Origin of the sequence: Hymenobacter oligotrophus (assembly GCF_003574965.1) — a bacterium.
GTDB lineage: Bacteria > Bacteroidota > Bacteroidia > Cytophagales > Hymenobacteraceae > Solirubrum > Solirubrum oligotrophum.
Map to the genome: position 1 here is coordinate 1,896,145 of NZ_CP032317.1, position 21,199 is coordinate 1,917,343.

General features: G+C 61.2%; 19 protein-coding genes. 13 read left to right on the forward strand and 6 right to left on the reverse strand.

The window, feature by feature from the left end; translation table 11 throughout:
• Nucleotides 1-129: 129 nt before the first annotated feature.
• Together D3Y59_RS08090 and D3Y59_RS08095 are read right to left on the reverse strand one after the other, a co-directional pair.
• Complete coding sequence (locus D3Y59_RS08090; RefSeq protein ID WP_119444596.1) at nucleotides 130-1,524, reverse strand: HAMP domain-containing sensor histidine kinase; 1,395 nt, start codon at nucleotides 1,522-1,524, stop codon at nucleotides 130-132.
• Nucleotides 1,525-1,641: 117 nt separating this feature from the next.
• A complete protein-coding gene (locus D3Y59_RS08095) occupies nucleotides 1,642-2,319 on the reverse strand; it encodes a response regulator transcription factor (protein WP_119444597.1) in 678 nt (225 codons plus the stop codon).
• Nucleotides 2,320-2,496: 177 nt separating this feature from the next.
• Between D3Y59_RS08095 and D3Y59_RS08100 the strand changes: the two genes are divergently transcribed.
• Nucleotides 2,497-2,718 carry a hypothetical protein gene (locus D3Y59_RS08100; protein ID WP_119444598.1) on the forward strand — a complete coding sequence of 74 codons (222 nt, stop codon included), beginning with the start codon at nucleotides 2,497-2,499 and terminating at the stop codon, nucleotides 2,716-2,718.
• 64 nt (nucleotides 2,719-2,782) lie between these two features.
• Nucleotides 2,783-2,998, forward strand: coding sequence for a GldL-related protein (locus D3Y59_RS08105; protein ID WP_119444599.1), 216 nt, complete (start codon nucleotides 2,783-2,785; stop codon nucleotides 2,996-2,998).
• Between the two features lie 16 nt (nucleotides 2,999-3,014).
• Here the strand turns inward: D3Y59_RS08105 and D3Y59_RS08110 are convergent, their stop codons facing one another.
• Nucleotides 3,015-3,959 (reverse strand): DMT family transporter, encoded by a 945-nt coding sequence (locus tag D3Y59_RS08110; protein ID WP_240410573.1) that lies wholly within the window; start codon nucleotides 3,957-3,959, stop codon nucleotides 3,015-3,017.
• Between the two features lie 165 nt (nucleotides 3,960-4,124).
• On the opposite strand from D3Y59_RS08110, the gene D3Y59_RS08115 reads away from it, so the two are divergent.
• The 3 genes from D3Y59_RS08115 to D3Y59_RS08125 all read left to right on the forward strand — a co-directional run bounded on the left by D3Y59_RS08115 (nucleotide 4,125) and on the right by D3Y59_RS08125 (nucleotide 8,406).
• Complete coding sequence (locus D3Y59_RS08115) at nucleotides 4,125-5,435, forward strand: replication-associated recombination protein A (protein WP_119444600.1); 1,311 nt, start codon at nucleotides 4,125-4,127, stop codon at nucleotides 5,433-5,435.
• 259 nt (nucleotides 5,436-5,694) lie between these two features.
• The gene (gene sppA, locus D3Y59_RS08120) at nucleotides 5,695-7,458 is read left to right on the forward strand and encodes a signal peptide peptidase SppA (RefSeq protein ID WP_119444601.1); all 1,764 of its coding nucleotides are present in this window, start codon (nucleotides 5,695-5,697) and stop codon (nucleotides 7,456-7,458) included.
• A 105-nt stretch (nucleotides 7,459-7,563) separates the two neighbouring features.
• Complete coding sequence (locus tag D3Y59_RS08125) at nucleotides 7,564-8,406, forward strand: purine-nucleoside phosphorylase (RefSeq protein ID WP_119444602.1); 843 nt, start codon at nucleotides 7,564-7,566, stop codon at nucleotides 8,404-8,406.
• 155 nt (nucleotides 8,407-8,561) lie between these two features.
• On the opposite strand, the gene D3Y59_RS08130 is transcribed toward D3Y59_RS08125, so the two are convergent.
• From D3Y59_RS08130 to D3Y59_RS08140, 3 genes are all read right to left on the reverse strand, one after another.
• Nucleotides 8,562-9,182, reverse strand: a complete 621-nt coding sequence (locus D3Y59_RS08130; protein ID WP_162910635.1) for a hypothetical protein — start codon at nucleotides 9,180-9,182, stop codon at nucleotides 8,562-8,564.
• 75 nt (nucleotides 9,183-9,257) lie between these two features.
• Nucleotides 9,258-10,109, reverse strand: a complete 852-nt coding sequence (locus D3Y59_RS08135; protein WP_119444604.1) for a DUF4249 domain-containing protein — start codon at nucleotides 10,107-10,109, stop codon at nucleotides 9,258-9,260.
• Between the two features lie 7 nt (nucleotides 10,110-10,116).
• Nucleotides 10,117-12,459, reverse strand: coding sequence for a TonB-dependent receptor (locus D3Y59_RS08140; protein WP_119444605.1), 2,343 nt, complete (start codon nucleotides 12,457-12,459; stop codon nucleotides 10,117-10,119).
• 258 nt (nucleotides 12,460-12,717) lie between these two features.
• Between D3Y59_RS08140 and fabG the strand changes: the two genes are divergently transcribed.
• The 8 genes from fabG to dnaK all read left to right on the forward strand — a co-directional run bounded on the left by fabG (nucleotide 12,718) and on the right by dnaK (nucleotide 21,191).
• A complete protein-coding gene (gene fabG / locus D3Y59_RS08145; protein ID WP_119444606.1) occupies nucleotides 12,718-13,467 on the forward strand; it encodes a 3-oxoacyl-[acyl-carrier-protein] reductase in 750 nt (249 codons plus the stop codon).
• Nucleotides 13,468-13,633: 166 nt separating this feature from the next.
• A complete protein-coding gene (locus D3Y59_RS08150) occupies nucleotides 13,634-13,864 on the forward strand; it encodes a DUF433 domain-containing protein (protein ID WP_119446385.1) in 231 nt (76 codons plus the stop codon).
• A gap of 75 nt (nucleotides 13,865-13,939) precedes the next feature.
• Nucleotides 13,940-14,209: a DUF5615 family PIN-like protein gene (locus D3Y59_RS18740; protein ID WP_394340471.1), complete on the forward strand. Its 270-nt coding sequence runs from the start codon at nucleotides 13,940-13,942 to the stop codon at nucleotides 14,207-14,209.
• Between the two features lie 111 nt (nucleotides 14,210-14,320).
• Nucleotides 14,321-16,390: a VWA domain-containing protein gene (locus D3Y59_RS08160; RefSeq protein WP_240410575.1), complete on the forward strand. Its 2,070-nt coding sequence runs from the start codon at nucleotides 14,321-14,323 to the stop codon at nucleotides 16,388-16,390.
• Nucleotides 16,391-16,537: 147 nt separating this feature from the next.
• The gene (locus D3Y59_RS08165) at nucleotides 16,538-16,972 is read left to right on the forward strand and encodes a hypothetical protein (protein WP_119444608.1); all 435 of its coding nucleotides are present in this window, start codon (nucleotides 16,538-16,540) and stop codon (nucleotides 16,970-16,972) included.
• Nucleotides 16,973-17,125: 153 nt separating this feature from the next.
• Nucleotides 17,126-18,034, forward strand: a complete 909-nt coding sequence (locus D3Y59_RS08170; RefSeq protein ID WP_119444609.1) for a pseudouridine synthase — start codon at nucleotides 17,126-17,128, stop codon at nucleotides 18,032-18,034.
• A gap of 52 nt (nucleotides 18,035-18,086) precedes the next feature.
• Complete coding sequence (locus D3Y59_RS08175) at nucleotides 18,087-19,016, forward strand: alpha/beta hydrolase (protein ID WP_162910637.1); 930 nt, start codon at nucleotides 18,087-18,089, stop codon at nucleotides 19,014-19,016.
• Between the two features lie 216 nt (nucleotides 19,017-19,232).
• Entirely contained in the window at nucleotides 19,233-21,191 is a 1,959-nt protein-coding gene (dnaK, locus tag D3Y59_RS08180) for a molecular chaperone DnaK (protein ID WP_059067957.1), read from the forward strand.
• The last annotated feature ends 8 nt before the right edge of the window (nucleotides 21,192-21,199 follow it).

Genomic DNA, 21,199 nt, shown 5'->3' on the forward strand with positions numbered 1-21,199 from the left:
GAAGCAGGCGTGATAAGGTCCTTCGGCTGGCGCCTCAGGATGACATAACAATAGTATCGGGCGTCAACTCGCAGATGTCTCGCTTTGCTCGACATGACAAGCCGTACTCGCCCTGACAAGCCCTAGGTGCTAGTGGGCCGCTTTGGGCTCGGCAGCCGCTACGTATGCCGGCAGCCGCACGGTAGCGGTGGTGCCCTGCCCCGGCTCCGAGCTTAGGGTAAGCTCGCCTTTATGCAAGCGTACTACTTTTTGCGTGATGGGCAGGCCAATGCCGTAACCGGGCTGCGCGCGGCCGTTTTCGGCCCGAAACAGCGGCTCGAAAACGCGCTGCAAGGCCTGTGGCTCGATGCCAATGCCTTCATCGGCAACGGTTACGAGCAGGGTTTTGCGGTTGTGGTAACCCAGCTGCACCGTTACGGGCTTGCCGGAGTACTTGCAGGCGTTGTCGAGGAGGTTGAAGAGGGCGGTGGTGAGCAGGTGCTCGTTGCCCAGCACCATAAAGGGGTCCTCGAGGTCGTCGGGCAGGTAGCCGAAGTGCAGCTGCACCGCGCAATTGGTGTGCTTGGCCGTGCAGTAATCAATGGCTTGGGTTAGGCACTCATCCAGGCGCACGGGGTTGCGCTTGAAGCTGGTCTCGTCGGCTTTGGCGAGGGCCAACAGGCCGTTGGTCAACTCAATAATGCGGCGCAGCTCCTCGATGGACGACTGCATGCTGCGCTTGGCCTCGGTTAAATCGGTGTCGTAGCTCAGGGAGGTTTCGAGGGTACCTAGGGCGTTGGCCAGCGGCGTGCGCAGCTCGTGCGAGGCGTGGGCCACAAAGCTTTTGTGGGCGTCGAAGGCCTGCTCCAGCCCCTCGAGCATGCGGTTGAACGTAATGGCCAGCTGAGCAATTTCATCCTTTTGGTTGCCCTCGTGCACGCGCTGCCCTAAGTTGGAGGCCGTAATGCGGCGCACCTCGCGCACGATGCGCGCAATCGGCTTCAGCGACTCTTCGGCGAAGTACCAGCCGGCCACCACCGTGAGGGCCAGCGCGCCAATGTTGCCCACCAGCAAAATCAGCAGCAGCTTGCCCAGTTGCTCGTGGCCTACTTCGTCGTGGCCGGCGGCAAAAATGCGGTAGCCCTGTCCGCGGTGCTCGTAGTACGCGCCCAGGCACTCGCGCCCGTCGTACCAAAATGCTACTTGGTGGTTGGGCTGAATCTGACTTAAATGCGCTCGGTTGCCGCGTTGGTCGATGTGGTCGTCGGAGGCGTAAATAAGTTGCCCCTGCGGACCGAAAATGCTGATTTGCTCGCCGGCGTGCGTCACCAAATCGCGCCGCCGAAACGCGCTCAAAATACCGCTGCGCAAATTGTCGCGCTCGAGCAGAATGCGGCCCGTAAGCTCCACTTTACCCGCCAAGCGGTTATGAAACTTCTTTTCGCGCGTGGCAGCATTGAAGTAATAAATGAACAGCGAAAAACACAGCTGAATAGCCAGCACCAGCAGCGTAAAGCGCAGAATCAGTTTATTACGAATCAGCATTTTTATAAATTAAAAATTAAGAATCAACAATTAAAAATTATTTGACGGACACACCTTACTGGCTTTTGAATGATAAATAAGTTGAAGCGGTGGTATTTGTCATTTTTAATTCACCAATCATCCCTCGCGCATGGTGTAGCCCATGCCTACCACCGTATGAATAAGCTTGGGCGTGAAATCTTTGTCGATCTTTTTGCGCAGGTAGCTCACGTACACGTCAATGATGTTGGTGTTCGTGTCGAAGTTCAGCTCCCACACCCGCTCGGTAATATCCACGCGGGTTACGGTTTTCCCGCGGTTGAGCAGCAGGTACTCGAGCAAAGAATATTCGCGGGTGGTGAGGTCGATGCGCTGACCCGCACGGGTTACGTAACGGCCGTCGAGGTTGAGTTCGAGGTCGGCCATGCGCAAAACGCGTTTGGCCGTGGCGGCCTCGTGGTTGCGCTTACCTAGGGCCCGAACGCGCATCAGCAACTCCCTGAACTCGAAGGGCTTTACGAGGTAATCGTCGGCGCCGGCCTCAAAACCGGCCACTTTGTCGTCGAGGCTATCGAGGGCCGTGAGCATGAGCACGGGCACGTGGGCGTCGTGCTCGCGCAATTGGCGGCACAGCTCAAACCCGTTGATGTAGGGCAGGTTTACGTCGAGAATAACCACATCGTAGCGGTTGCGCTCGAGCAACGATTTGCCCACGCGGCCGTCGTAAGCCACCTCAATCTCGTAGGCCTCGTTTTCGAACCCTTTCCGGATAAACGAAGCCAGCTTGGGCTCGTCCTCAACCAACAATAGCTTCATAAGCGCGGGGCTTGGCACAGCGGCAGTGGCCGTGCACAAAGGTAAGTGGCCGCCTTTCTGTGAGTCGCCGCCAAGAGTACCGCTAGCTGCCCGCAAAGTTTCGCGTATTGCCGAGTTTTCGTTATCGTTGGCTTCTGCTCCTAGCTAACGTAAATCCAACACCTAAGCTCCTGCCGCATGAAGACGTTGCTCACCTTCTGGAAACTGCTGTACCTGCTGCTGGGTGGCTTGGTGCTGGCCGGCCTAGGCGTGTTTTTTAAGGTGGCCAACCTGTCGCCGTTGCTGGCCGATGGCGGCTTATTGCTGGGCCTCAGCTGCGCCTTACTAGCCAAAGTGCTGTTGCTGCTGTTGTTTGTGCGTTGGGGCTGGCGCGTAAACCGCCAGCTGCTCGATGCTTAACTTCAAGCCCGGTTGCCCAACGGCAAACCTTTCATCTTTGCGTTTCACAAAATCATTTATACCAATGAATCAGCTGTTTACTTACCGCGCGCTGTTTGGAATTCTGTTGCTCGGCGTGCCCATCGTGGTGGTGGGTGCGCTGTTCAAAATTCAGCACTGGCAAGGCGGCGACGCGCTCATTACGGCCGGTTTGGTAACGGAAGCCCTAGCGTTTGCGGGCATTGCGGCGCGGCTGCTGCTGCCCCGCGCGGTGCTGCGCTCCGGCCACGAGCCCCGGTAGCGGTTACGCGCCTAGGTCAGTCCTGCACCGGCTCAAGCGGCACTTCCTTCCCTATCACGGTTTTGTGCTTGGGTTTCTGGCTGACGAGCCACACGCCCACGAAAATCAGTGCGCCTTGCAAGGCCCGGCCCCACGTGAGGTGGTCTTTGCCTAGGGCCACGGCAATGAGCACGGCCAGAATGGGTTGCAGGTAAATGTACACGCCCAGCAGCGCCGGCGACGCGTGCTTCAGGGCCCAGTTGTTGAGCAGGTAGGCCACCACGGTCACCATCAGAATCATGTACACGATAACCACCCAGATGCGCAGCGGCAGCTCGGCATAATCGGGGGCCAGGGCTTGCCGCAACCCGAAAGGCACCACAATAAACGCCCCCACCAAAAAGCTGCGCGCCAGCACCGTAAACGCGTGGTACTTGCGCATGAGCGGCGCTACCAGCACCAGGTACAACCCGAAGAAGGTGGCGTTCAGCAAAATCAGCAGGTTACCTAGGGCCGCCGATTGGCCTGCGGCCCCGGCCGGCCCCCGGCTCAGGATTACCATGGCCGCCCCGGCCCCGGCCAGGCCAATACCGAGGGCGCGCTTCAGGGTGATTCGCTCGCCGAGCAGCACCACCGAGGCCAGCACCACCACAATGGGCGAAATGGTTTGCACCAACGAGGCGCTGATGGGCGTGGTGAGGTTGAGCCCGCCGAAAAACAGCAGCTGGTTCAGTCCAATGCCCGAAATGCCGCACAAAACGGACCGTATGTTATCGGCCCGCCCCGTAATGCGCTCCTTGGCAAACACCCGCGCCAGCACCTCGAACACCACCGCGGCCGATACCACGCGCAGCACCACAATGCCGTACGGCCCCACGTATTGCGGCATTACTTCCTTGGAAAGGCTGTAGTTGGCAGCGTAAATCAGCGACACGACGAACAGCGCGGCGTGCACGCGCAGCGGGTTGGAGGGCTGATTCACGCAAGGAGGGCTAGGTGGATGAAGCCGCGAAGATACGGTGCCCGCAGCGCGAACTTTCCGTTCGCGTATTGTTGCACGACGTTTAGCACAACATCGCAGCGCCGGCGACGCGCGAGCGGAAAGTTCGCGCGTCGCCGGCGCTACCTTGCGCGTATTGCATCTTCTATGAACTCACTTTTCGACCCACCCGCCGACCAACCGCGGCCCGGCGCCCCGCTGGCCGAACGCCTTCGCCCCCGTACGTTGGCCGAGTACGTGGGCCAGCAGCACCTCATTGGCGAGGGCGGCGTGCTGCGCCGCTACCTCGAGGCCGGTCGTTTGCCTTCGCTGATTTTGTGGGGCCCGCCGGGCGTGGGCAAAACCACCCTGGCCCACTTGCTGGCCGCGCAGCTAAAGCTGCCGTTTGTGGCCCTCAGCGCCATCAACGCCGGCGTGAAAGACGTACGCGACGTGATTCAGCAGGCCAAGTCGCGGCGCGGCACCATTTTGTTTATCGACGAAATCCACCGCTTCAGCAAGTCGCAGCAAGATGCGCTGCTGGGGGCCGTGGAGCAGGGCATTGTTACGCTGGTGGGCGCCACCACCGAAAACCCTTCGTTCGAGGTAATACCGGCCATCCTGAGCCGGGCCCAGGTGTACGTGCTCGAGGCCCTAGGTAAAGACGAGCTAACCGGCCTCGTGGACCGGGCCCTGCGCGACGACGAAGCGCTGCGCCGCCGGCCCGTGCGCCTCGAAAGCTACGACGCGCTGCTGCGCATTTCGGGCGGCGATGCGCGCAAGCTGCTCAACCTGCTCGAAATAGTGGTGCAGGCGGCCAAGGCCAACCCCGAAACCGGCGAAGTCGTCATCAACGACGAGGTGGTGCAGCAGCTGGCCCAGCAAAACCTCTCGCGCTACGACAAAGGCGGCGAAATGCACTACGATGTCATTTCGGCCTTTATCAAGAGCATTCGGGGCTCCGACCCCAACGCGGCGCTTTACTATCTGGCCGTAATGCTCGAGGGCGGCGAGGACCCCAAATTTATTGCCCGGCGCCTGCTCATCCTGGCTTCGGAAGACGTAGGCAACGCCAACCCCAACGCCCTGCTGCTGGCGCAAAACACGTTTCAGGCCGTTACGGTTATCGGCATGCCCGAGTCGGATATTATCCTAGGTCAGTGCGTGGTGTATTTGGCTACCTCGCCCAAGAGCAATGCCTCGTACACGGCCATTCGGGAGGCGCGGGCTTTTGTGCGGCAAAACGGCGTGGCCGCGGTGCCGCTGCAATTGCGCAACGCCCCCACCAAGCTCATGAAGCAGCTGAACTACGGCGCCGAGTACCACTACTCGCACGACGGCGAAGGCAACTTCGTGTTCCAGGAGTTCATGCCCGATGGCCTCGGCAACAAGCGCTTCTACACGCCCGGCGACAACCCCACCGAAGCCAAAATGCTGGAGCGCCTGCGCTATTGGTGGGGCGAGAAGTATGGTTACTAGCTGATACAGAACTCAAAGCTCCCCTCCTCAGATGAGGAGGGGACGGCGCAGCTTTAGCTGCGGCTGGGGTGGTTGACGGGCGTCCGCGCCGTCAGAACAATTCTTATCTGCTTCATTAACGGCTATTGCAACATTCTGACCTAGACGTGGACTGGCGCAAGCCTTGGCGCCGAGCACCATTCGACACTACTTTGTGCAACCCGCTACCAAAACCCTTCTACTTTTGTTTATTAGCCGCTGATACCCTTCTTCCTCAACAATGCGTCAATTTCTTAAATACGTACTGGCTACCATCGTCGGGCTGATCCTGTTCTCGGTGGTGGGCCTGTTCTTGTTCGTTGCCATGGTGGCTGCCCTGGGTAGCTCGGCCGACGAAGTAACCGTGGCCAGCAACTCGGTGCTGGAGCTGAAGCTTGACAAACCGATTACCGAGCGCAAGCAGGAGGCCGAGTTCACGCCCTTCGGCGCGGGCAACGCCTCCATAGGCCTCGTCAACCTGAAAGAAGCCATCGGCCGGGCCAAAACCGACGACGACATCCGCGGCATTTTGCTGAACCTGGATGTGGTATCGGGCGGCATGGCCTCGCTGGAGGAAGTACGCGACGCGCTGATCGACTTCAAGAAATCGGGCAAGTTTGTGGTGGCCTACCACGAAACCGGCTCCGAGAAAGGCTACTACCTGTCGTCGGTGGCCGACGAGGTGTACCTGCACCCGCAAGGCCTGCTTGAGTTCAACGGCTTGTCGTCGGAGGTGTTTTTCTACAAGCGCTTGTTCGATAAGCTGGGCGTAGAGCCGTTTATCTTCCGGGTGGGCTCGTTTAAGAGCGCCGTGGAGCCCTACATGCGCGAGAATTTTTCTGACTCGGCCCGTTACCAAACGGTGTCGTTCCTGAACTCCATCAACAACCACACCGTGCAGCAAATTGCCGCCGCGCGCAAGCTGCCGGTTGCCCGCCTCAAGGCCGTGCAAGACTCCATGCTGGTGCACAACGCCGAGGACGCCAAGCGCTACGGCTTGGTAACCAAGCTGGGCTACTACGACGAAGTGCTCGACTACATGCGCGGCAAGCTGAAGCTAGACAAAGAAAAAAAGCCGAGCATCGTGAGCCTCAGCACGTACAGCAAGGCCGAGAAAGACGACGAGGAAGCCACCAGCAGCAACCGCATTGCCGTTATTTACGCCGAAGGCGACATCGTGAGCGGCAAAGGCGGCGAGGAAAGCATCGGTGGCACAAAGTTCGCCGAGGCCATCCGCAAAGCCCGCCTCGATAAAAAGGTGAAAGCCATTGTGCTGCGCATCAACTCGCCCGGCGGCTCGGCTTTGGCCTCGGATGTGATGTACCGCGAGGTGCTGCTGGCCAAGAAAGAGAAGCCGGTAATTGCCTCGATGTCGGACGTGGCGGCCTCGGGCGGGTACTACCTGGCCATGGGTTGCGACGCCATTGTGGCCCACCCCAACACCATCACCGGCTCGATTGGCGTGTTTGGCGTGCTGCCCAACCTAGGGCCGCTGCTCTCCGATAAGCTCGGCATCACCGTCGACCGCGTAACCACCGGCAAGTTCTCCGATATCCCAACGGTAACGCGCCGCCTCACGCCCTTCGAGCAGCAGCAACTGCAGCGCGAGGTAGAGCGCACCTACGCCGATTTCACCAGTAAGGCAGCCCTAGGTCGGAAAATGCCCGTGGAGCGCCTGCGCCGCTTGGCCTCGGGCCGGGTGTGGTCGGGCACCGAGGCCAAGGAACGCGGCTTGGTTGACGTACTCGGCGACTTCGACGACGCCGTGGCCATGGCCGCCAAGCGCGCCAAGCTCGACAAAGGCGACTATCGCCTGCAGAGCCTGCCCCGCCGCAAATCGGCCTTCGAAAGCTTCATGAGCTTCTTCGGCGACTCGGAAGAGGCCGAAGCCCGCGCCCTAAAGGCCAAGCTCGGCCCGCTGTTCCCGATTTACGAGCAGTACCGCACCGTTACGCAGATGCAGGGCGTGCAAGCCCGCCTGCCCTACGAGTTGCAGATTCAGTAAACGCCACGACCGGGCTTGATAAAAATCAGCCCGCGCCTAAACGTTGCGAAGCTCAACTTAAAGCTACTTTTACGCGCCGCCGGCACTTGTCGGCGGCGCTTTTTTATGCCCCAAACCGCCGCCGAACAACTCACCCAACTGCGCGCCGCCGCCGCGTACATTCAGCAACAAGCCGCTGCTTTTCAGCCCGAATTTGGCATCATCCTGGGCACGGGCCTAGGTGCCTTGGCCAAGGAGGTGCAAGTAGAGCACGCACTCAGCTACGCTGATATTCCGCACTTTCCGGTATCAACGGTGGAAAGCCACGCGGGCCGGTTGCTGCTGGGCACCCTAGGTGGCCGGCGGGTGGCGGTATTGCAGGGGCGCTTCCACTACTACGAGGGCTACACCATGCAGCAGGTGGTGTTTCCGGTGCGGGTGCTGAAGCTGCTGGGCATCAGCAAGCTGTTTGTGAGCAACGCCGCCGGTGGCCTGCACCCCGAGTTCCGCATCAGCGACCTGATGCTGATCGACGACCACATCAACCTGCAGCCCACCAATCCGCTCGTGGGCCCCAACCTCGATGAGCTAGGGCCGCGCTTCCCCGATATGTTTGCGCCCTACGACGCCGGCCTGCTTGCCCAAGCCGAAGCCGCCGCCGCCGACCTAGGGTTTGGCCCGCGCGTGCGCCGGGGGGTGTATGCCTCCTTGCCCGGCCCCATGCTCGAAACGCCGGCCGAGTACCGCTACCTGCGCACCATTGGCTCCGATGCCGTGGGCATGAGCACCGTGCCCGAGGTAATTGCCGCGCGCCACATGGGCCTGCCGGTACTGGCCGTTTCCGTCATCACCGACCTAGCCAGCCCCGAGCACCTCAAGCCGGTTGATATTCAGCACATCCTCGCCGCCGCCGCCGATGCCGAGCCGCGCCTGACTGCGTTGCTGAAGCGCGTGGTGGAGCAGCAGTAAGGGCCTCACGGGACCCCCACGGGGCACGGCCCCCTACCTCGCTCCATGCGCGACATCGTAGAGAGGGGGAGCCAGCCGTCAGCAACGATTCCGTTCAACGATTGCGGGGCCGCCGAACTCTCGTTCGGCGGCCCCGCTTGCTTTTCTGACAGGGCCTAGTAGTACCCCAAACGGTTGATGCGATGGTCGAAACGCCCTTCTACCACCTGTACCGAATCGGAGCGGCGGTACGCGGTAAAGCGGAATGTGCCCGACAGGATGTACTCGGTGTAGGGCTGCCCGCCGCCATTTGTATTAGACAACACCTTTTTCTGTACCCGTCGCACGTGCAGCTCGCCCCGCCCGGCGCCGTAATCGGTGTAGTTTCCGAGCCAATCCATGCGGGCGAAGTGCCGCCGGCCGTCGAGCACGAAGCGGCGGTTGTTCAGGTTCAGGAGCGAATCCAGGGTAAAGGACACGCGGCCGTCGCGGCGCAGGGCAAAAACAAAGCCCTCCCGGGGGTCAGCAGCGCCGCTGTTCTGCATCTCCCCGTCGAATGTGATAAACAGGGTATCTGCTTGCGCCTCAACCACCAGCGGCTTGCGGCGGCCAAGCAGGCCCTGGTTCATATAGGCCCGCCATACTTGCCCGTTGATGAGGGCACCGCCCGCATTATTGCCTTTTTCGGTGTACAGGGGCAGTTGCTTGTTGGCTGGATCGGGCTCGAACTTATCCTTGCGGCAAGCCACCAGGGCCGACAGGCCAAGCAAGCAAACCCAAGCGTATCGTAGTATCATGAACAGCAAGCGGATTAGGTAGCGCTATACAGGGCAGAGCCGCCGGCTGCGGGCAAGGTTGGCAGGCAGGCCAAATTACTCTTTTAGAATAATCCGGCGCCGGTCGTAGCTCAGGATGGTGAACACCCCAATGCCGCCCTCCACGGTGCTGCGCACTTTGGCCGGTTGCCCAAACGGGTTGCCGTTGGCCGATTGCGCGTCGTCGATGGAGCGCAGGAAATCGTAGTACGGCCGCTCGAGATGGTAGAGCGTTACGAACAGCGTGTCGTTGGGCGAAAACTCGTAGCTGGTGCCCAGCACAAAGCGTTGGCCGTTGAGCAGGCGGTCGTCGGGCTCGTAGTCTACTTCGGGGTCGTCGTTGATGCGGCGGCGGTGCACCTGCAGGCGGTAAAAATCGACGGTAGCGGCCGGGTCGTCGAACTTGGTGAGTACGTACGCCTTGCGCTGCTCGCCCGTGAGGTCGTTAAACTTCCACTCCACGGTATCGATGGGTACATCGGCCGGCATGGTTGAGGTGCCAAACAAATGGCGGCCTTTGGTATCCTTCACGTCGAGGCGGTACGTGTCGCCGGGCCGGATGGTGAGCCGCCGGCGCCCTTGGTGCGTAAAGAATTTTTTGGTGCCGGGGTTTTGGCCGGGCCGGAACCGCAGCGTATCCACGCGCCCCGTGGGGCCGGTAAGCGTAACCGTTACGTCGGTCAGCAACTGGGTGCTCGGCTCGCTGAGGTAGGGCACCGTTTCGGTAACGGTGAGCTGCGGAATCTGGCCCGACTCCAGGTAGCATTCGGCCACCAGCTGAGCGGGCGGCGCGGGCAGCTCCACGTCCACGTCTTTCTGCAAGCCGCAGCCGCTTAGCAAGCCGGCCGATACCACGGCCAGCGCAAAACCGCACCGGCGCCGGGCAGAAGCTATTGAAGACAATTGCATGGTTCGGCTAGAACTTGAAGTTGTAGGTAACCGACGGAATCACGGGGAACAGCGAAACCTGCCGGGCGCGGTAGCGCAGCACTTGCTCGGTTTCTTCGTCGCGCACCTCATCGATGTAAATAAAGTACGGGTTGCGGCGGTTGTAGGCGTTGTAAATGCTCAGCGTCAGGTCCGACTCGCCGCCCCAGCGCATGGGCCGCAGTTTGTACACCACGCCTAGGTCGAGGCGGTTGTAGCTAGGCAGCCGGAAGGCGTTGCGGTCGGGGTACAGCGGCACGGCCTCGGTTTCGCCGCCAAAAACATCTTGCAAGGCAATGCGGCCGGTGGGCAGCGTGGTGGGGTTGCCCGAGGTGTACACAAACGAGCCCGTGAGGTTGATGCGCTTGCTAAGCTGGTGCAACAGCACCACGGTAAGGTTGTGGCGGCGGTCGTAGGTGGGGAAAAACGGCTGGCCGCCGTTGATGCCGTTGGTACCGCGCTGGGGCTCAAACTCGCGCTTTGTCCAGGCCAGGGTGTAGCCCAGCCAACCGGTGGTGCGGCCGTCTTTCTTCTCGAGGTACACCTCGTTGCCGTAGGCCCAGCCGCGCCCGAACAGAAATTCCTGGTCCAGCTCGGGGTTCACGAACAGCTGCGCGCCGTCGCGGAAATCGATTTGACGCTGCGCCCACTTGTAGTACACCTCGTTGGTGAGCAGCAACTTGCCGCCGGCAAACAGCCAGCTTACGCCCGCCGAAACCTGCTGCGAGCGTTGCGGATCGACCGACAAGCGCGAAGGGTACCAAATGTCGGTCGGCAGGGAGGCACCCGAGTTCGTAACCAGGTGCACGTACTGGTACATGAGGGCGTAGCTGGCCTTCAGGGTCGTTTTCGGCGACAACGTGTAGCGCGCCGCCGCGCGGGGCTCGAGCCCGCCGTACTCGTTGCTGCCCGAGCGGAAACCCGACAGGCGCAGGCCGTAATCGAGGGCCAGCTTATCGGTTACGGTAAAGTTGTCGGCCGCGTAGAGGCCCCCCTCCTGCCCGTCGTACTGCACGTCCTGCCCTAGGTTCAGCTCCTGATCCTGCGAGCCGGCCCGCAGTCGTCCTACGCCAAAGTGGTGCAGGGTGCCGCTGCCGCCAAACCGCACCACGTGCTTGCCGCCCTCGGGGCGCCACTCCCAATCGGAGCGCAGGTTGTAGTCGCGGATGCTGCTGCTCAGGCCAAAGCTGAACTGATCGAGCTTGTTGGCGATGTTGTAGGTGTAGTAAGATGCCGTGGCCGACGTGTTGGTAAACAACCTAGGGCTGAAGACGTGGCTCCAGCGGGCGGTGGCGGCGCGGTTGCCCCACCGAAAGTCGAAGTTGAAGCCTTGCGTGGAGTTGAAGCCAAACACATCGTTGCCGAGGTAGCCGCTCAGAAACACCTGGTCTTTGTCGGTGAGCTGGTAGTTGGCCTTGGCGTTGAGGTCGTAGAAGTAGTAATCCGGGATGGGTTTGTAGTCGGGGTCGTCGGCGTTCAGCTTGTTGATCTGGCGCGTAAACACATCGAAGTACGTGCGCCGCCCCGCCACGATAAACGAGCCTTTGCCCTTTCGGATGGGCGCCTCCACCGCCAAGCGCGACGAAATAAGGCCGATGCCGCCGCTTACGCCCACGGAGTCGCGGCTGCCTTCGCGCAGCTTCACATCCACCACCGACGAGAGGCGCCCGCCGTACTGCGCCGGGTAGCCCGATTTGTACAAATCCACGGACTGCACCACATCGGAGTTGAAGGTGCTGAACAACCCGAACAAGTGGTTGGGGTTGTACACCACCGCGTCGTCGACGAGGAAGAGGTTTTGGTCGGCCGAGCCGCCGCGCACAAACAGGCCGCTGGTGCCCTCGCCACCGTTTTGCACCCCGGGCTTTAGCTGCAGGGTTTTCAGGATATCGACCTCGCCAAACAACGCCGGCAGCAACTTGGCTTCGCGGGCCGTAATGCGCTCGGCGCCCATTTGGGTGGTTTGCAGCTTCTGCTCGAGCGTGCCCGAGCCTTCAATTACCACTTCCTGCAGCTCGGTACCGCCCAGGGGCAGCGCAAAATCGAGGCGCTGCGTATTGCGCAGGTTCACTTCCAGGGTTTGGTTTCGGTAACCGATAAACGAGGCCTGCACGCTGTGGCGGCCGGTGGGCAAGCTGAGCTCGTAGCTGCCATCGGGGTTGGTGGCGGTGCCCAAACCTAGGCGCGGCACGGCCACGTTGGCCCCGGGCAGCGCGGTGCCATCGGAGCCGCGTACGGTGCCGCGTAGCACCACTTGGGCAAGCAAACTAAGCGGCGCTGCTGCCAGCAACAGCAGCAGAAAAACAAATCGGAACGAGCGTAAACGAACCATGAACACAGGTAAAGCGCGCGAGGTACTCCGGCGGCCTGAGGCTAACCCACTCATCAGTATAATAGTTTGATTACGCCCGGGCGAAACTTGCTTGCCAAGCAGTACGCGGTTTGCTGGCGCAAAGGTGGTGCCCAGCCCCGAAAGGCTGCTTGTGCCGTGGCGCAATGTGCTTGTACAACCTGGCTTGGGGGTTCGGTTTGCACAAAAAAACAAAGCCGACAGCAGTACGAGCTTCGTCAGAGGTTTAGCTTTGCCCTCATGACCAAACTGCTCGACGGAAAAGTAGCCCTGATTACGGGCGCTTCGAAAGGAATTGGCCGGGCCATTGCCCAGCATTTTGCCCAACTGGGCGCTCAGGTTGCCTTCACGTACCTCTCCAGCGTCGAGAAAGGCCAGCAGCTCGAACAAGAGCTAGCCGCTTTCGGCACCAAAGTAAAAGGCTACCGCTCCGATGCGTCGGATTACCAGCAGGCCGAGAAGCTGATCGACGACGTAATGGCCGAGTTCGGCAAGCTCGATGTGCTCGTGAACAACGCCGGCATCACCAAAGACGGCCTGCTGATGCGCATGAGCGAGGAGCAGTGGGACCAGGTGCTGAACGTGAACCTCAAATCGGTGTTCAACCTCACCAAAGCCGCCACCAAGCCCATGATGCGCGCCAAATCGGGCAGCATCATCAACATGACCTCGGTGGTGGGCATCAAAGGCAACGCCGGCCAGGCCAACTACGCGGCTTCCAAGTCGGGCATCATCGGCTTCACCAAGTCGGTAGCCCTGGAGCTGGGCTCGCGCAACATCCGCTGCAACGCCATTGCGCCCGGCTTCATCGAAACTGAAATGACCGGCGAGCTAGACCAGAAAGTGGTTGACGAGTGGCGCAAGGCCATTCCGCTCAAGCGCGGCGGCACCCCCGACGACGTAGCCAAAGCCACCGCCTTCCTCGCCTCCGACGACTCGGCCTACATCACCGGCCAGGTGCTGCAGGTTGATGGCGGCATGCTGACCTAGGGTTTGCTGTTATTGCGCTTTTTCAGCACGTCATGCTTCATCTGGCGTCCGCCCCGCCGAAGCATCTCTACTGATAGTAACTCCTCTCGTGAGGATGGCCTAGGTAGAGATGCTTCGGTTTTGGTTGGCAGGCCGTATTTCGCAAGATTTCACCAAATTAGCCCACATGAACCTTGCGGACGTGACTCAGTACATTAGCCTCAACCCCGAAGTACGGTTTGGGAAGCCCGTTGTGACGGGTACGCGCACCACCGTGGCCGAGGTACTGGAGATGTTGGCCAACGGCATGAGCGCGGCTGACATCGCAGAGGATTTCCCGGCGCTAGGGCCAGCCCAAATTCGGGCGTGCCTGCTTTATGCGGCTTACAAAGAGAGCATTGTGCTCGTGGCAGCCTAGCGCATGCGCCTGTTGCTCGACGAAAATATATCGTAATGGGTAGCACCGCTGCTGTGGTCGCGCCTGGAGGCGGTAGTGCATGTGCGCGACCTAGGGCTTGACAACAGCCCCGACAGTACTATCTGGCAGCACGCCCAAGCGCAAGGGTGGCACATTGTTACGAAGGACGAAGACTTTGTTCGCTTGTTGTTGACCCACGGATTCCCGCCGAAAGTGATAGTGGTAACCAATGCCCAGGTGCCGGCCCGCGCCTTGACGGTCTATCTGGGCACGCAACTGGAGCGCATACGCCACTTTCTGTTCGAGCAACCCGAATCGGGCATGTTGGTGCTGCGTATGCCCTGAAGGCCGCCGGGCAGTTGCTGCACCACAGCAGCTACCGGTGTTAAGTCATTCCCCGCGCAACCGTTTAGCTTGCGGCGGAGTTCTTGGTATTCCATCTGCTGATTCCGCCCGTTGCTGACGACCGCCTACTCCCCTTGGTTTCTCCTGTTGTGCCTGGCCGTAGGCGCCGGCTACGCGGCGCTGCTATACTCAAAACGCGCGCCCTGGAGCAAAGCCCTTAACTACGGCCTTGCCTTTCTGCGCTTTGCGCTGGTAAGCCTGCTGTGCTGGCTGCTCCTAGGTCCGATTATCCGCCGCAACAGCACCACCGAAGAAGCACCCACCGTGGTGCTGGCCGTCGACGACTCGCGCTCGGTGCCGCTCTACACGGCCGATAGCACCAGCCTGCGCCGTACGCTCGCGGGCCTGGATGCCATGGCCGCGCGGTTGCGGGCCGCCGGCTACGATGTGCAACTCCGCACCCTCGATACGGCCGCGCCAGCACAAGCGGCGCAACTGCGCTTTCGGCAGTCGGCCACCAACCTCGATCAGCTGCTTACGGGCTTGCAGGAGGGCTACCAGGGCCGCAACCTCGCTGCCGTGGTGCTGGCCTCCGATGGGCTGGCCAACCAAGGCCGCCCGCCCGTGTACGCCGACTTCACCTACCCGATTTACCCGCTGGCCCTGGGCGACACCGTGCCGCGCCGCGACCTGCGCGTAACGGATTTGCGCTACAACCGCGTGGCCTTTTCGGGCAACCGATTCCCCGTCGAGGCCGAGATTGGCTTCGACGGATTCGGCAGCGGATCGGCCAACGTGCTCATTCGCGAAAACGGCCGCGTATTGGCTCGCCAAACGGTGCAGCTCAACCCCAACCGCCGCCTGCAGCGCATTCAATTTCAGCTGACGGCGGCCGCGCCCGGCAAACACCGCTACGAAGTATTCGTGGAGCAGCAGCCCGGCGAGTTCACCTTGCTCAACAACGCGCGCAACGCCTACGTGGAGGTGGTAAAAGGCCGCCTGCGCGTGCTGCTGGCCGGCGCTGTGCCCCACCCCGACCTCAAGGCTCTGCGGGCCGCGCTTATCCAGAACGACAACTTCGAGGTTACGCTCGTGCTGCCCGGCATTGCGCCGCTGCGCGCCAACCAGGATTACGATGTGGCCGTGCTGCACCAGCTGCCCAGCCGCACCGCCGAGGGCCGCGACATTGTGCAGTACGTGCGCACGCGCCGTTTGCCGGCCCTCTACATCCTGGGTGCCCAATCCGACCTAGGCGCCTACAACAACCTAGGCACCGGCGTGCGCGTGAGCGGGGGCTCCGGTTCCGAGGCTTCGCCAGTGCTCAACCCCAATTTCACGCGTTTTACTTTGGATGTTGGTGTGGCCTCGCGCCTGGCCGATTACCCGCAAGTGCCCGTTACGGGCACGCCGCAGCTGGGCGGGGGCGCCGAGGTAATTCTGCGCCAGCAAGTAAACGGCACCCGCACCAACCGCCCGCTGCTGGTGGTGGCGGGCCAGGCCGGCCAACGGCAGGCCACCTTGCTCACCGATGGCAGCTGGCAATGGCGCCTCGAAGAAGCGGCCACCCACGACGACCGCCCCACTGCTTACGATGGCCTGATGACGCGCCTGCTGCAACTGCTCACGCAGGATAGCCGCCGCAAGCGCCTGGATGTGTACCCCACGCAAGACGCCTTCAACACCACCGACGAGGTAACCCTAGGGGCCGAAACGTACAACGCCGTGTTCGAGCGCGTGTACGGGCAGCGCATTGCGCTTACGCTCACCGACGAGCAGAACCGCCCGCGCACGTTCAGCTTTACCAACCGCGAAAACGGCGGCCCCCTGAACCTAGGCACCTTGCCCGGCGGGCTCTACCGCTACACGGCCCGCGCTACCGTGGCCGGCCAAGCCCAGGAAGACCGCGGCGAACTGCTGGTGCAAGAGCAACAGCTGGAAGCCGCCGCCTCTCGCGCCGACCACAACATGCTTTATCAACTGGCCCAGCGCAGCGGCGGCCGCCTCTACTACCCCGCGCAATTGCAACAGCTTGAGCAGCAGTTGCTACAAGCCAAGTTCAAGCCGGTGCTCTACACGCAGGAGGATCTGAAAGACCTGATCGACGAGAAATGGCTGTTTTTTCTGCTGCTCGCGCTGGCTACGGCCGAGTGGACTATTAGGCGGTACTCGGGGAGTATCTAATTTCGCCTTCAACTTTTCCGGCTGTCATCCTGAGCCCCGCGAAGGACCTTTACACGGCAGCTACTAACTATCATAACGTCGTCGTGCAGCCGTAATAAGGTCCTTCGCGGGGCTCAGGATAACACGCTAAACAAAGAAGAATTATACATGGACTACCCTACCGCCCTCGAACGCCTCCAACGCCACGCCGGCACCTCCAAGCACAAGTCCTCGTCCGATGATTTTCTGCACACGCTGTTCCTGATCAGCGACAAGAAAGCATTCAAACCGGTGCAGCCGCTGGCCGAGAATATTTTAGAGTGCTTCGAAGCAGTAAACAAGCACCTCAACGGCGAACAGCCTTCGGAAGCAGCCGACGAGGCCAAAGCCCAGACCATCGACCGGGCGTTGGTGTATGCCGTGAACAACCTGCTGACCACCGGCCGCAAGTACGCCGCGTGGGTAGAGCAGGAATCGGGTTTTGAGGTGGCCGACGTGCAGGAAATGCGCCGCGCCGTGCAGGCCATTGAGTTGGGCTGGAACTTTGTGCTGGCCGGCGAGTTCGACGACATTCGCCGCGAGGTAGCCGCCTGGCTGGAATAAGCCGCTCGCCGCGTGGTTCGGAGTGGTCCTCCGCTGGCGGGTCAAGGCTGCCACTCTTCAACACCCTTTAGAGCACCTAGGGATTGATTTGTGTCAGCAGCCCCACACCGGTATTGTGTGCTACCATCCGCAACGCCGTACCTTTGTGGTTATATGCGCTACATCCTCGTCAACAAACCCTTCGAAGTCCTGCCCCAGTTTACCGACGAGGCCGGCCGTGCCACCCTTAAGCAGTTCGTGGCCGTGCCCGACGTGTACCCCGTCGGCCGCCTCGATTACGACTCGGAGGGCCTGATGCTGCTCACCGACGACAAGCAAATGCAGTTTCGGTTGGCCGAGCCGCGCTACAAAGTGCCCAAAACCTACTGGGTGCAGGTAGAAGGCGTACCCACCGACGAAGCCCTGGAGCAGTTGCGCCGCGGCGTGCAAATTAAAGACGGCTTTACGGCGCCGGCCCAAGTGCGCCTGCTGCCCGAGGTGCCGGAGCAGGTATGGGAACGCAGCAAGCCCGTACGTTTCCGGGCCAATATCCCGACGAGCTGGATTGAGCTGACCATATCGGAAGGCATGAACCGCCAAGTGCGCAAAATGACCGCCGCCGTGGGCTTCCCCACGCTGCGCCTCATCCGGGCTGGCATTGCCACGCTCACGCTCAGCAACCTAGCCCCCGGCCAATGGCGCGAGCTGGTGGCAACCGAAATTCAGGAGCTTAAGCAGCTGACCGCAGCCAACTTACCCGGCGAAACCGCTCCGGCCCGCAAGAAGCCCACCGAGCGTTACGACCCCAACTTCGAGCAAAAGGTAGCCGCCCGCAAAGCGGCCCAGGCAGCCCGCGCAGGCGGCAAGTTTGGCTTCTCGCGCGGCCCTAAAAGTGCCGGCGGTGGTCGTTCGGCTGGTGGGCCAGGTGCATCGGGTGGTCGTTCGGCTGGTGCGGCGCCTCGCGGTAGCAAACCCACAGGCGGCAGCACTGCGCCGCGCCCGGGCGGCAAGCCGGCGGGCCCAGGCCGCTCAGGCAACGGTCGCTCATCAGCAACGGGCCGGGGCACGCGTGGTTCGCGCTAGCCAACCAGCCTCCAAACGGCGCCGCTTGTACTGGCTGGTACGGGCGGCGCTGTTGCTTTTTGTACTTGCCAACGTAGTTGCGTTCAACCACGCATGGCGCTTCACACACTTTTCGGCGGAGGTTGGTCGCCACACGGCCAATCCGGAGCAGCTTTCACTTGCTGAAAAGCTGTGGGTGCTGGCAACGGGCATTTGCAACCCCAAGCCCGTGAATGCCGGCTTGCCCGCGTTTGCTTATCGCACGGTTAAAATCAGCAGCCCCAACGGCCGGCTCGAAAGCTGGTACAGCCCAGTGCCGCAGGCACGCGGCACCGTGGCGCTGTTCCACGGCTACACCAGCGACAAATCGCGCCTGCTCCGCGAAGCGGCCTACTTCCGCCACCTAGGATACTCGGTGCTGCTCACCGATTTTGCCGGTGCCGGCGGCTCCGAGGGCTACCGCATAACCGTAGGTTACCGCGAGGCCTACGATGTGGCGGCGGCAGTGCGCTGGCTGCAACTGCAATACCCTAGGCAATGCATTGTGCTGTACGGTGTGAGCATGGGCGCCGTAGCTATTCTGCGGGCCGAAAGCGAACTGGGCGTGCAAGCCGCGGCCAACATTATTGAGTGCCCTTACGGCAGCATGCTGCAAACGGCGCAAAACCGGTTTGCCTTCATGGGCATACCGGCATTCCCGATGGCCAACTTGCTGGTGTTCTGGGGTGGTGTGCAAAACGGTTTCTGGGCCTACGGCCTCTCTGCCGAAGCCTACGCCGCAAACATCAAAACGCCCACGCTGCTGATGTGGGGCACCGCCGACCCGCGCGTAACCCGCCAGGAAACCGATGCTGTCTTCGCGGCCCTAGGTGGCCCCAAGCAGCGCCACGACTTTGCAGGCAGTGGGCACGAGCCCTATTGGCGCAAGCACGAAGCTGAGTGGCGGCGTACAACTGAAGAGTTTTTGCTTCGCACCGGTACTGCAGCGGCCAGCACCAATTGAGTTAAGCTGCGCTACGCTGAACATCTGTCGGCTTGGGTTTGCCGTAAGACAACTTTCGTCAGCAGCGGGCCAACTCAGCCAAAGCCCCGGTGACAATCTGACAGCCAAAACGACAGGTTTTGGCCTTGGTACGCTGCTTGTAACTAGCCCCGCAGCCGTCCGCACCTAGGGCAGCTTGCTTAACTAAGACACCTTCACTCCTACTCATCCATACCAATGGGAAAGATTATCGGTATTGACCTCGGCACGACCAACTCGTGCGTGGCCGTAATGGAAGGCAACGAACCGGTTGTAATTCCGAACAGCGAAGGCCGCCGTACGACGCCGTCGATTGTGGCCTTTCTCGATAATGGCAAAGGCGAACGTAAGGTAGGCGACCCTGCCAAGCGCCAGGCTATTACCAACCCGCATAACACCATCCAGTCGATCAAGCGCTTCATGGGCCGCCGTTTCTCGGAAGTAACCGAGGAAACCAAGCACGTGGCGTACCAGCTGGCCAGCGGCTCGAACAACACCGTGGGCGTGCAAATCGGCGACCGTCAGTACACCCCGCAGGAAATTTCGGCCATGGTGCTTCAGAAGATGAAGCAAACCGCCGAAGACTACCTCGGCCAGCCCGTAACCGAAGCGGTTATTACCGTGCCGGCTTACTTCAACGACGCCCAGCGCCAGGCCACCAAAGAAGCCGGTGCCATTGCGGGCCTCGATGTGAAGCGCATCATCAACGAGCCCACGGCCGCTGCCCTGGCCTACGGCCTCGACAAAGACCACTCGAACCACAAAGTGGCCGTGTACGACCTCGGCGGTGGTACGTTTGATATTTCCATCCTCGAGCTCGACAACGGCGTGTTTGAGGTGTTGAGCACCAACGGCGACACCCACCTAGGTGGCGACGACTTCGACCAGGTTATCATCAACTTCCTGGCCGATCAGTTTGCCTCCGAAAACGAAGGCATGGACCTGCGCAAAGACGCCATGGCCCTGCAGCGTTTGAAGGAAGCCGCCGAGAAAGCCAAGATTGAGCTGTCGTCGTCGACGGAAACGGAAATCAACCTGCCCTACATCACCGCTACGGCTACCGGCCCCAAGCACTTGGTGGTGAAGCTGAGCCGCGCCAAGTTCGAGCAGCTGGCCGATTCGCTGATTCGCCGCTCGATGGAACCGGTGCGCAAGGCCCTGCAAGACGCCGGTTTGTCGGCCTCGGATATCAACGACGTGATTCTGGTAGGTGGCTCCACCCGCATTCCGCGCATCCAGGAAGAGGTAGAGAAGTTCTTCGGCAAGAAGCCTTCGAAGGGCGTTAACCCCGACGAGGTAGTGGCCGTGGGCGCTGCCATCCAGGGCGGTGTACTGACGGGCGAGGTGAAGGACGTGCTGCTGCTCGACGTAACCCCGCTGAGCCTCGGCATCGAAACGATGGGCGGCGTGATGACCAAGCTCATCGAAGCCAACACCACCATCCCGACCAAGAAATCGGAAACCTTCTCGACGGCTTCGGACAACCAGCCTTCGGTAGAGATTCACGTGTTGCAGGGCGAACGTCCGATGGCTTCGCAGAACCGCACCATCGGCCGCTTCCACCTCACCGACATTCCGCCGGCACCCCGCGGCGTTCCGCAAATCGAAGTAATCTTCGACATCGACGCCAACGGTATCCTGCACGTAACGGCTAAGGACAAAGGCACCGGCAAGGAGCAGAAGATCCGCATCGAAGCTTCGTCGGGTCTGTCCGACGCCGATATCGAGCGCATGCGCCAGGAGGCTCAGGCCAACGCCGACGCCGATAAAGCCGAGCGCGAGCGTATCGATAAGCTGAACCAGGCCGACTCGATGATCTTCCAGACCGAGAAGCAGCTGAAAGAGTACGGCGACAAACTGAGCGCCGGCAACAAATCGGCTATCGAATCGGCTTTGGCTGATTTGCGCTCGGCCCACGAAAGCAAAGACGTAGCCCGCGTTGACTCGGCTATGGAGGCCATCAACGCTGCTTGGCAGGCGGCTTCGCAGGAGATGTACGCCCAGAGCGGCGCGCAAGGTGGCCCGCAGGGCTACCCCGGCGGCGACGCCAGCGGCTTCCAGGGCGGCCAGCCCGGCGGCAACGGCCAGCAGGCCCAAGGCGCCCCGCACGACAACGTGACGGACGTAGATTACGAAGAAGTGGACGGCAACAAGTAATTGCTGCC

What these genes read in the sequence shown, in the direction of transcription:
- D3Y59_RS08090 (WP_119444596.1), bottom strand. Translation starts at nt 1,524, where the DNA reads ATGCTGATTCGTAATAAACTGATTCTGCGCTTTACGCTGCTGGTGCTG.
- D3Y59_RS08095 (WP_119444597.1), bottom strand. Translation starts at nt 2,319, where the DNA reads ATGAAGCTATTGTTGGTTGAGGACGAGCCCAAGCTGGCTTCGTTTATC.
- D3Y59_RS08100 (WP_119444598.1), top strand. Translation starts at nt 2,497, where the DNA reads ATGAAGACGTTGCTCACCTTCTGGAAACTGCTGTACCTGCTGCTGGGT.
- D3Y59_RS08105 (WP_119444599.1), top strand. Translation starts at nt 2,783, where the DNA reads ATGAATCAGCTGTTTACTTACCGCGCGCTGTTTGGAATTCTGTTGCTC.
- D3Y59_RS08115 (WP_119444600.1), top strand. Translation starts at nt 4,125, where the DNA reads ATGAACTCACTTTTCGACCCACCCGCCGACCAACCGCGGCCCGGCGCC.
- sppA (WP_119444601.1), top strand. Translation starts at nt 5,695, where the DNA reads ATGCGTCAATTTCTTAAATACGTACTGGCTACCATCGTCGGGCTGATC.
- D3Y59_RS08125 (WP_119444602.1), top strand. Translation starts at nt 7,564, where the DNA reads ATGCCCCAAACCGCCGCCGAACAACTCACCCAACTGCGCGCCGCCGCC.
- D3Y59_RS08130 (WP_162910635.1), bottom strand. Translation starts at nt 9,182, where the DNA reads ATGATACTACGATACGCTTGGGTTTGCTTGCTTGGCCTGTCGGCCCTG.
- D3Y59_RS08135 (WP_119444604.1), bottom strand. Translation starts at nt 10,109, where the DNA reads ATGCAATTGTCTTCAATAGCTTCTGCCCGGCGCCGGTGCGGTTTTGCG.
- D3Y59_RS08140 (WP_119444605.1), bottom strand. Translation starts at nt 12,459, where the DNA reads ATGGTTCGTTTACGCTCGTTCCGATTTGTTTTTCTGCTGCTGTTGCTG.
- fabG (WP_119444606.1), top strand. Translation starts at nt 12,718, where the DNA reads ATGACCAAACTGCTCGACGGAAAAGTAGCCCTGATTACGGGCGCTTCG.
- D3Y59_RS08150 (WP_119446385.1), top strand. Translation starts at nt 13,634, where the DNA reads ATGAACCTTGCGGACGTGACTCAGTACATTAGCCTCAACCCCGAAGTA.
- D3Y59_RS08165 (WP_119444608.1), top strand. Translation starts at nt 16,538, where the DNA reads ATGGACTACCCTACCGCCCTCGAACGCCTCCAACGCCACGCCGGCACC.
- D3Y59_RS08170 (WP_119444609.1), top strand. Translation starts at nt 17,126, where the DNA reads ATGCGCTACATCCTCGTCAACAAACCCTTCGAAGTCCTGCCCCAGTTT.
- dnaK (WP_059067957.1), top strand. Translation starts at nt 19,233, where the DNA reads ATGGGAAAGATTATCGGTATTGACCTCGGCACGACCAACTCGTGCGTG.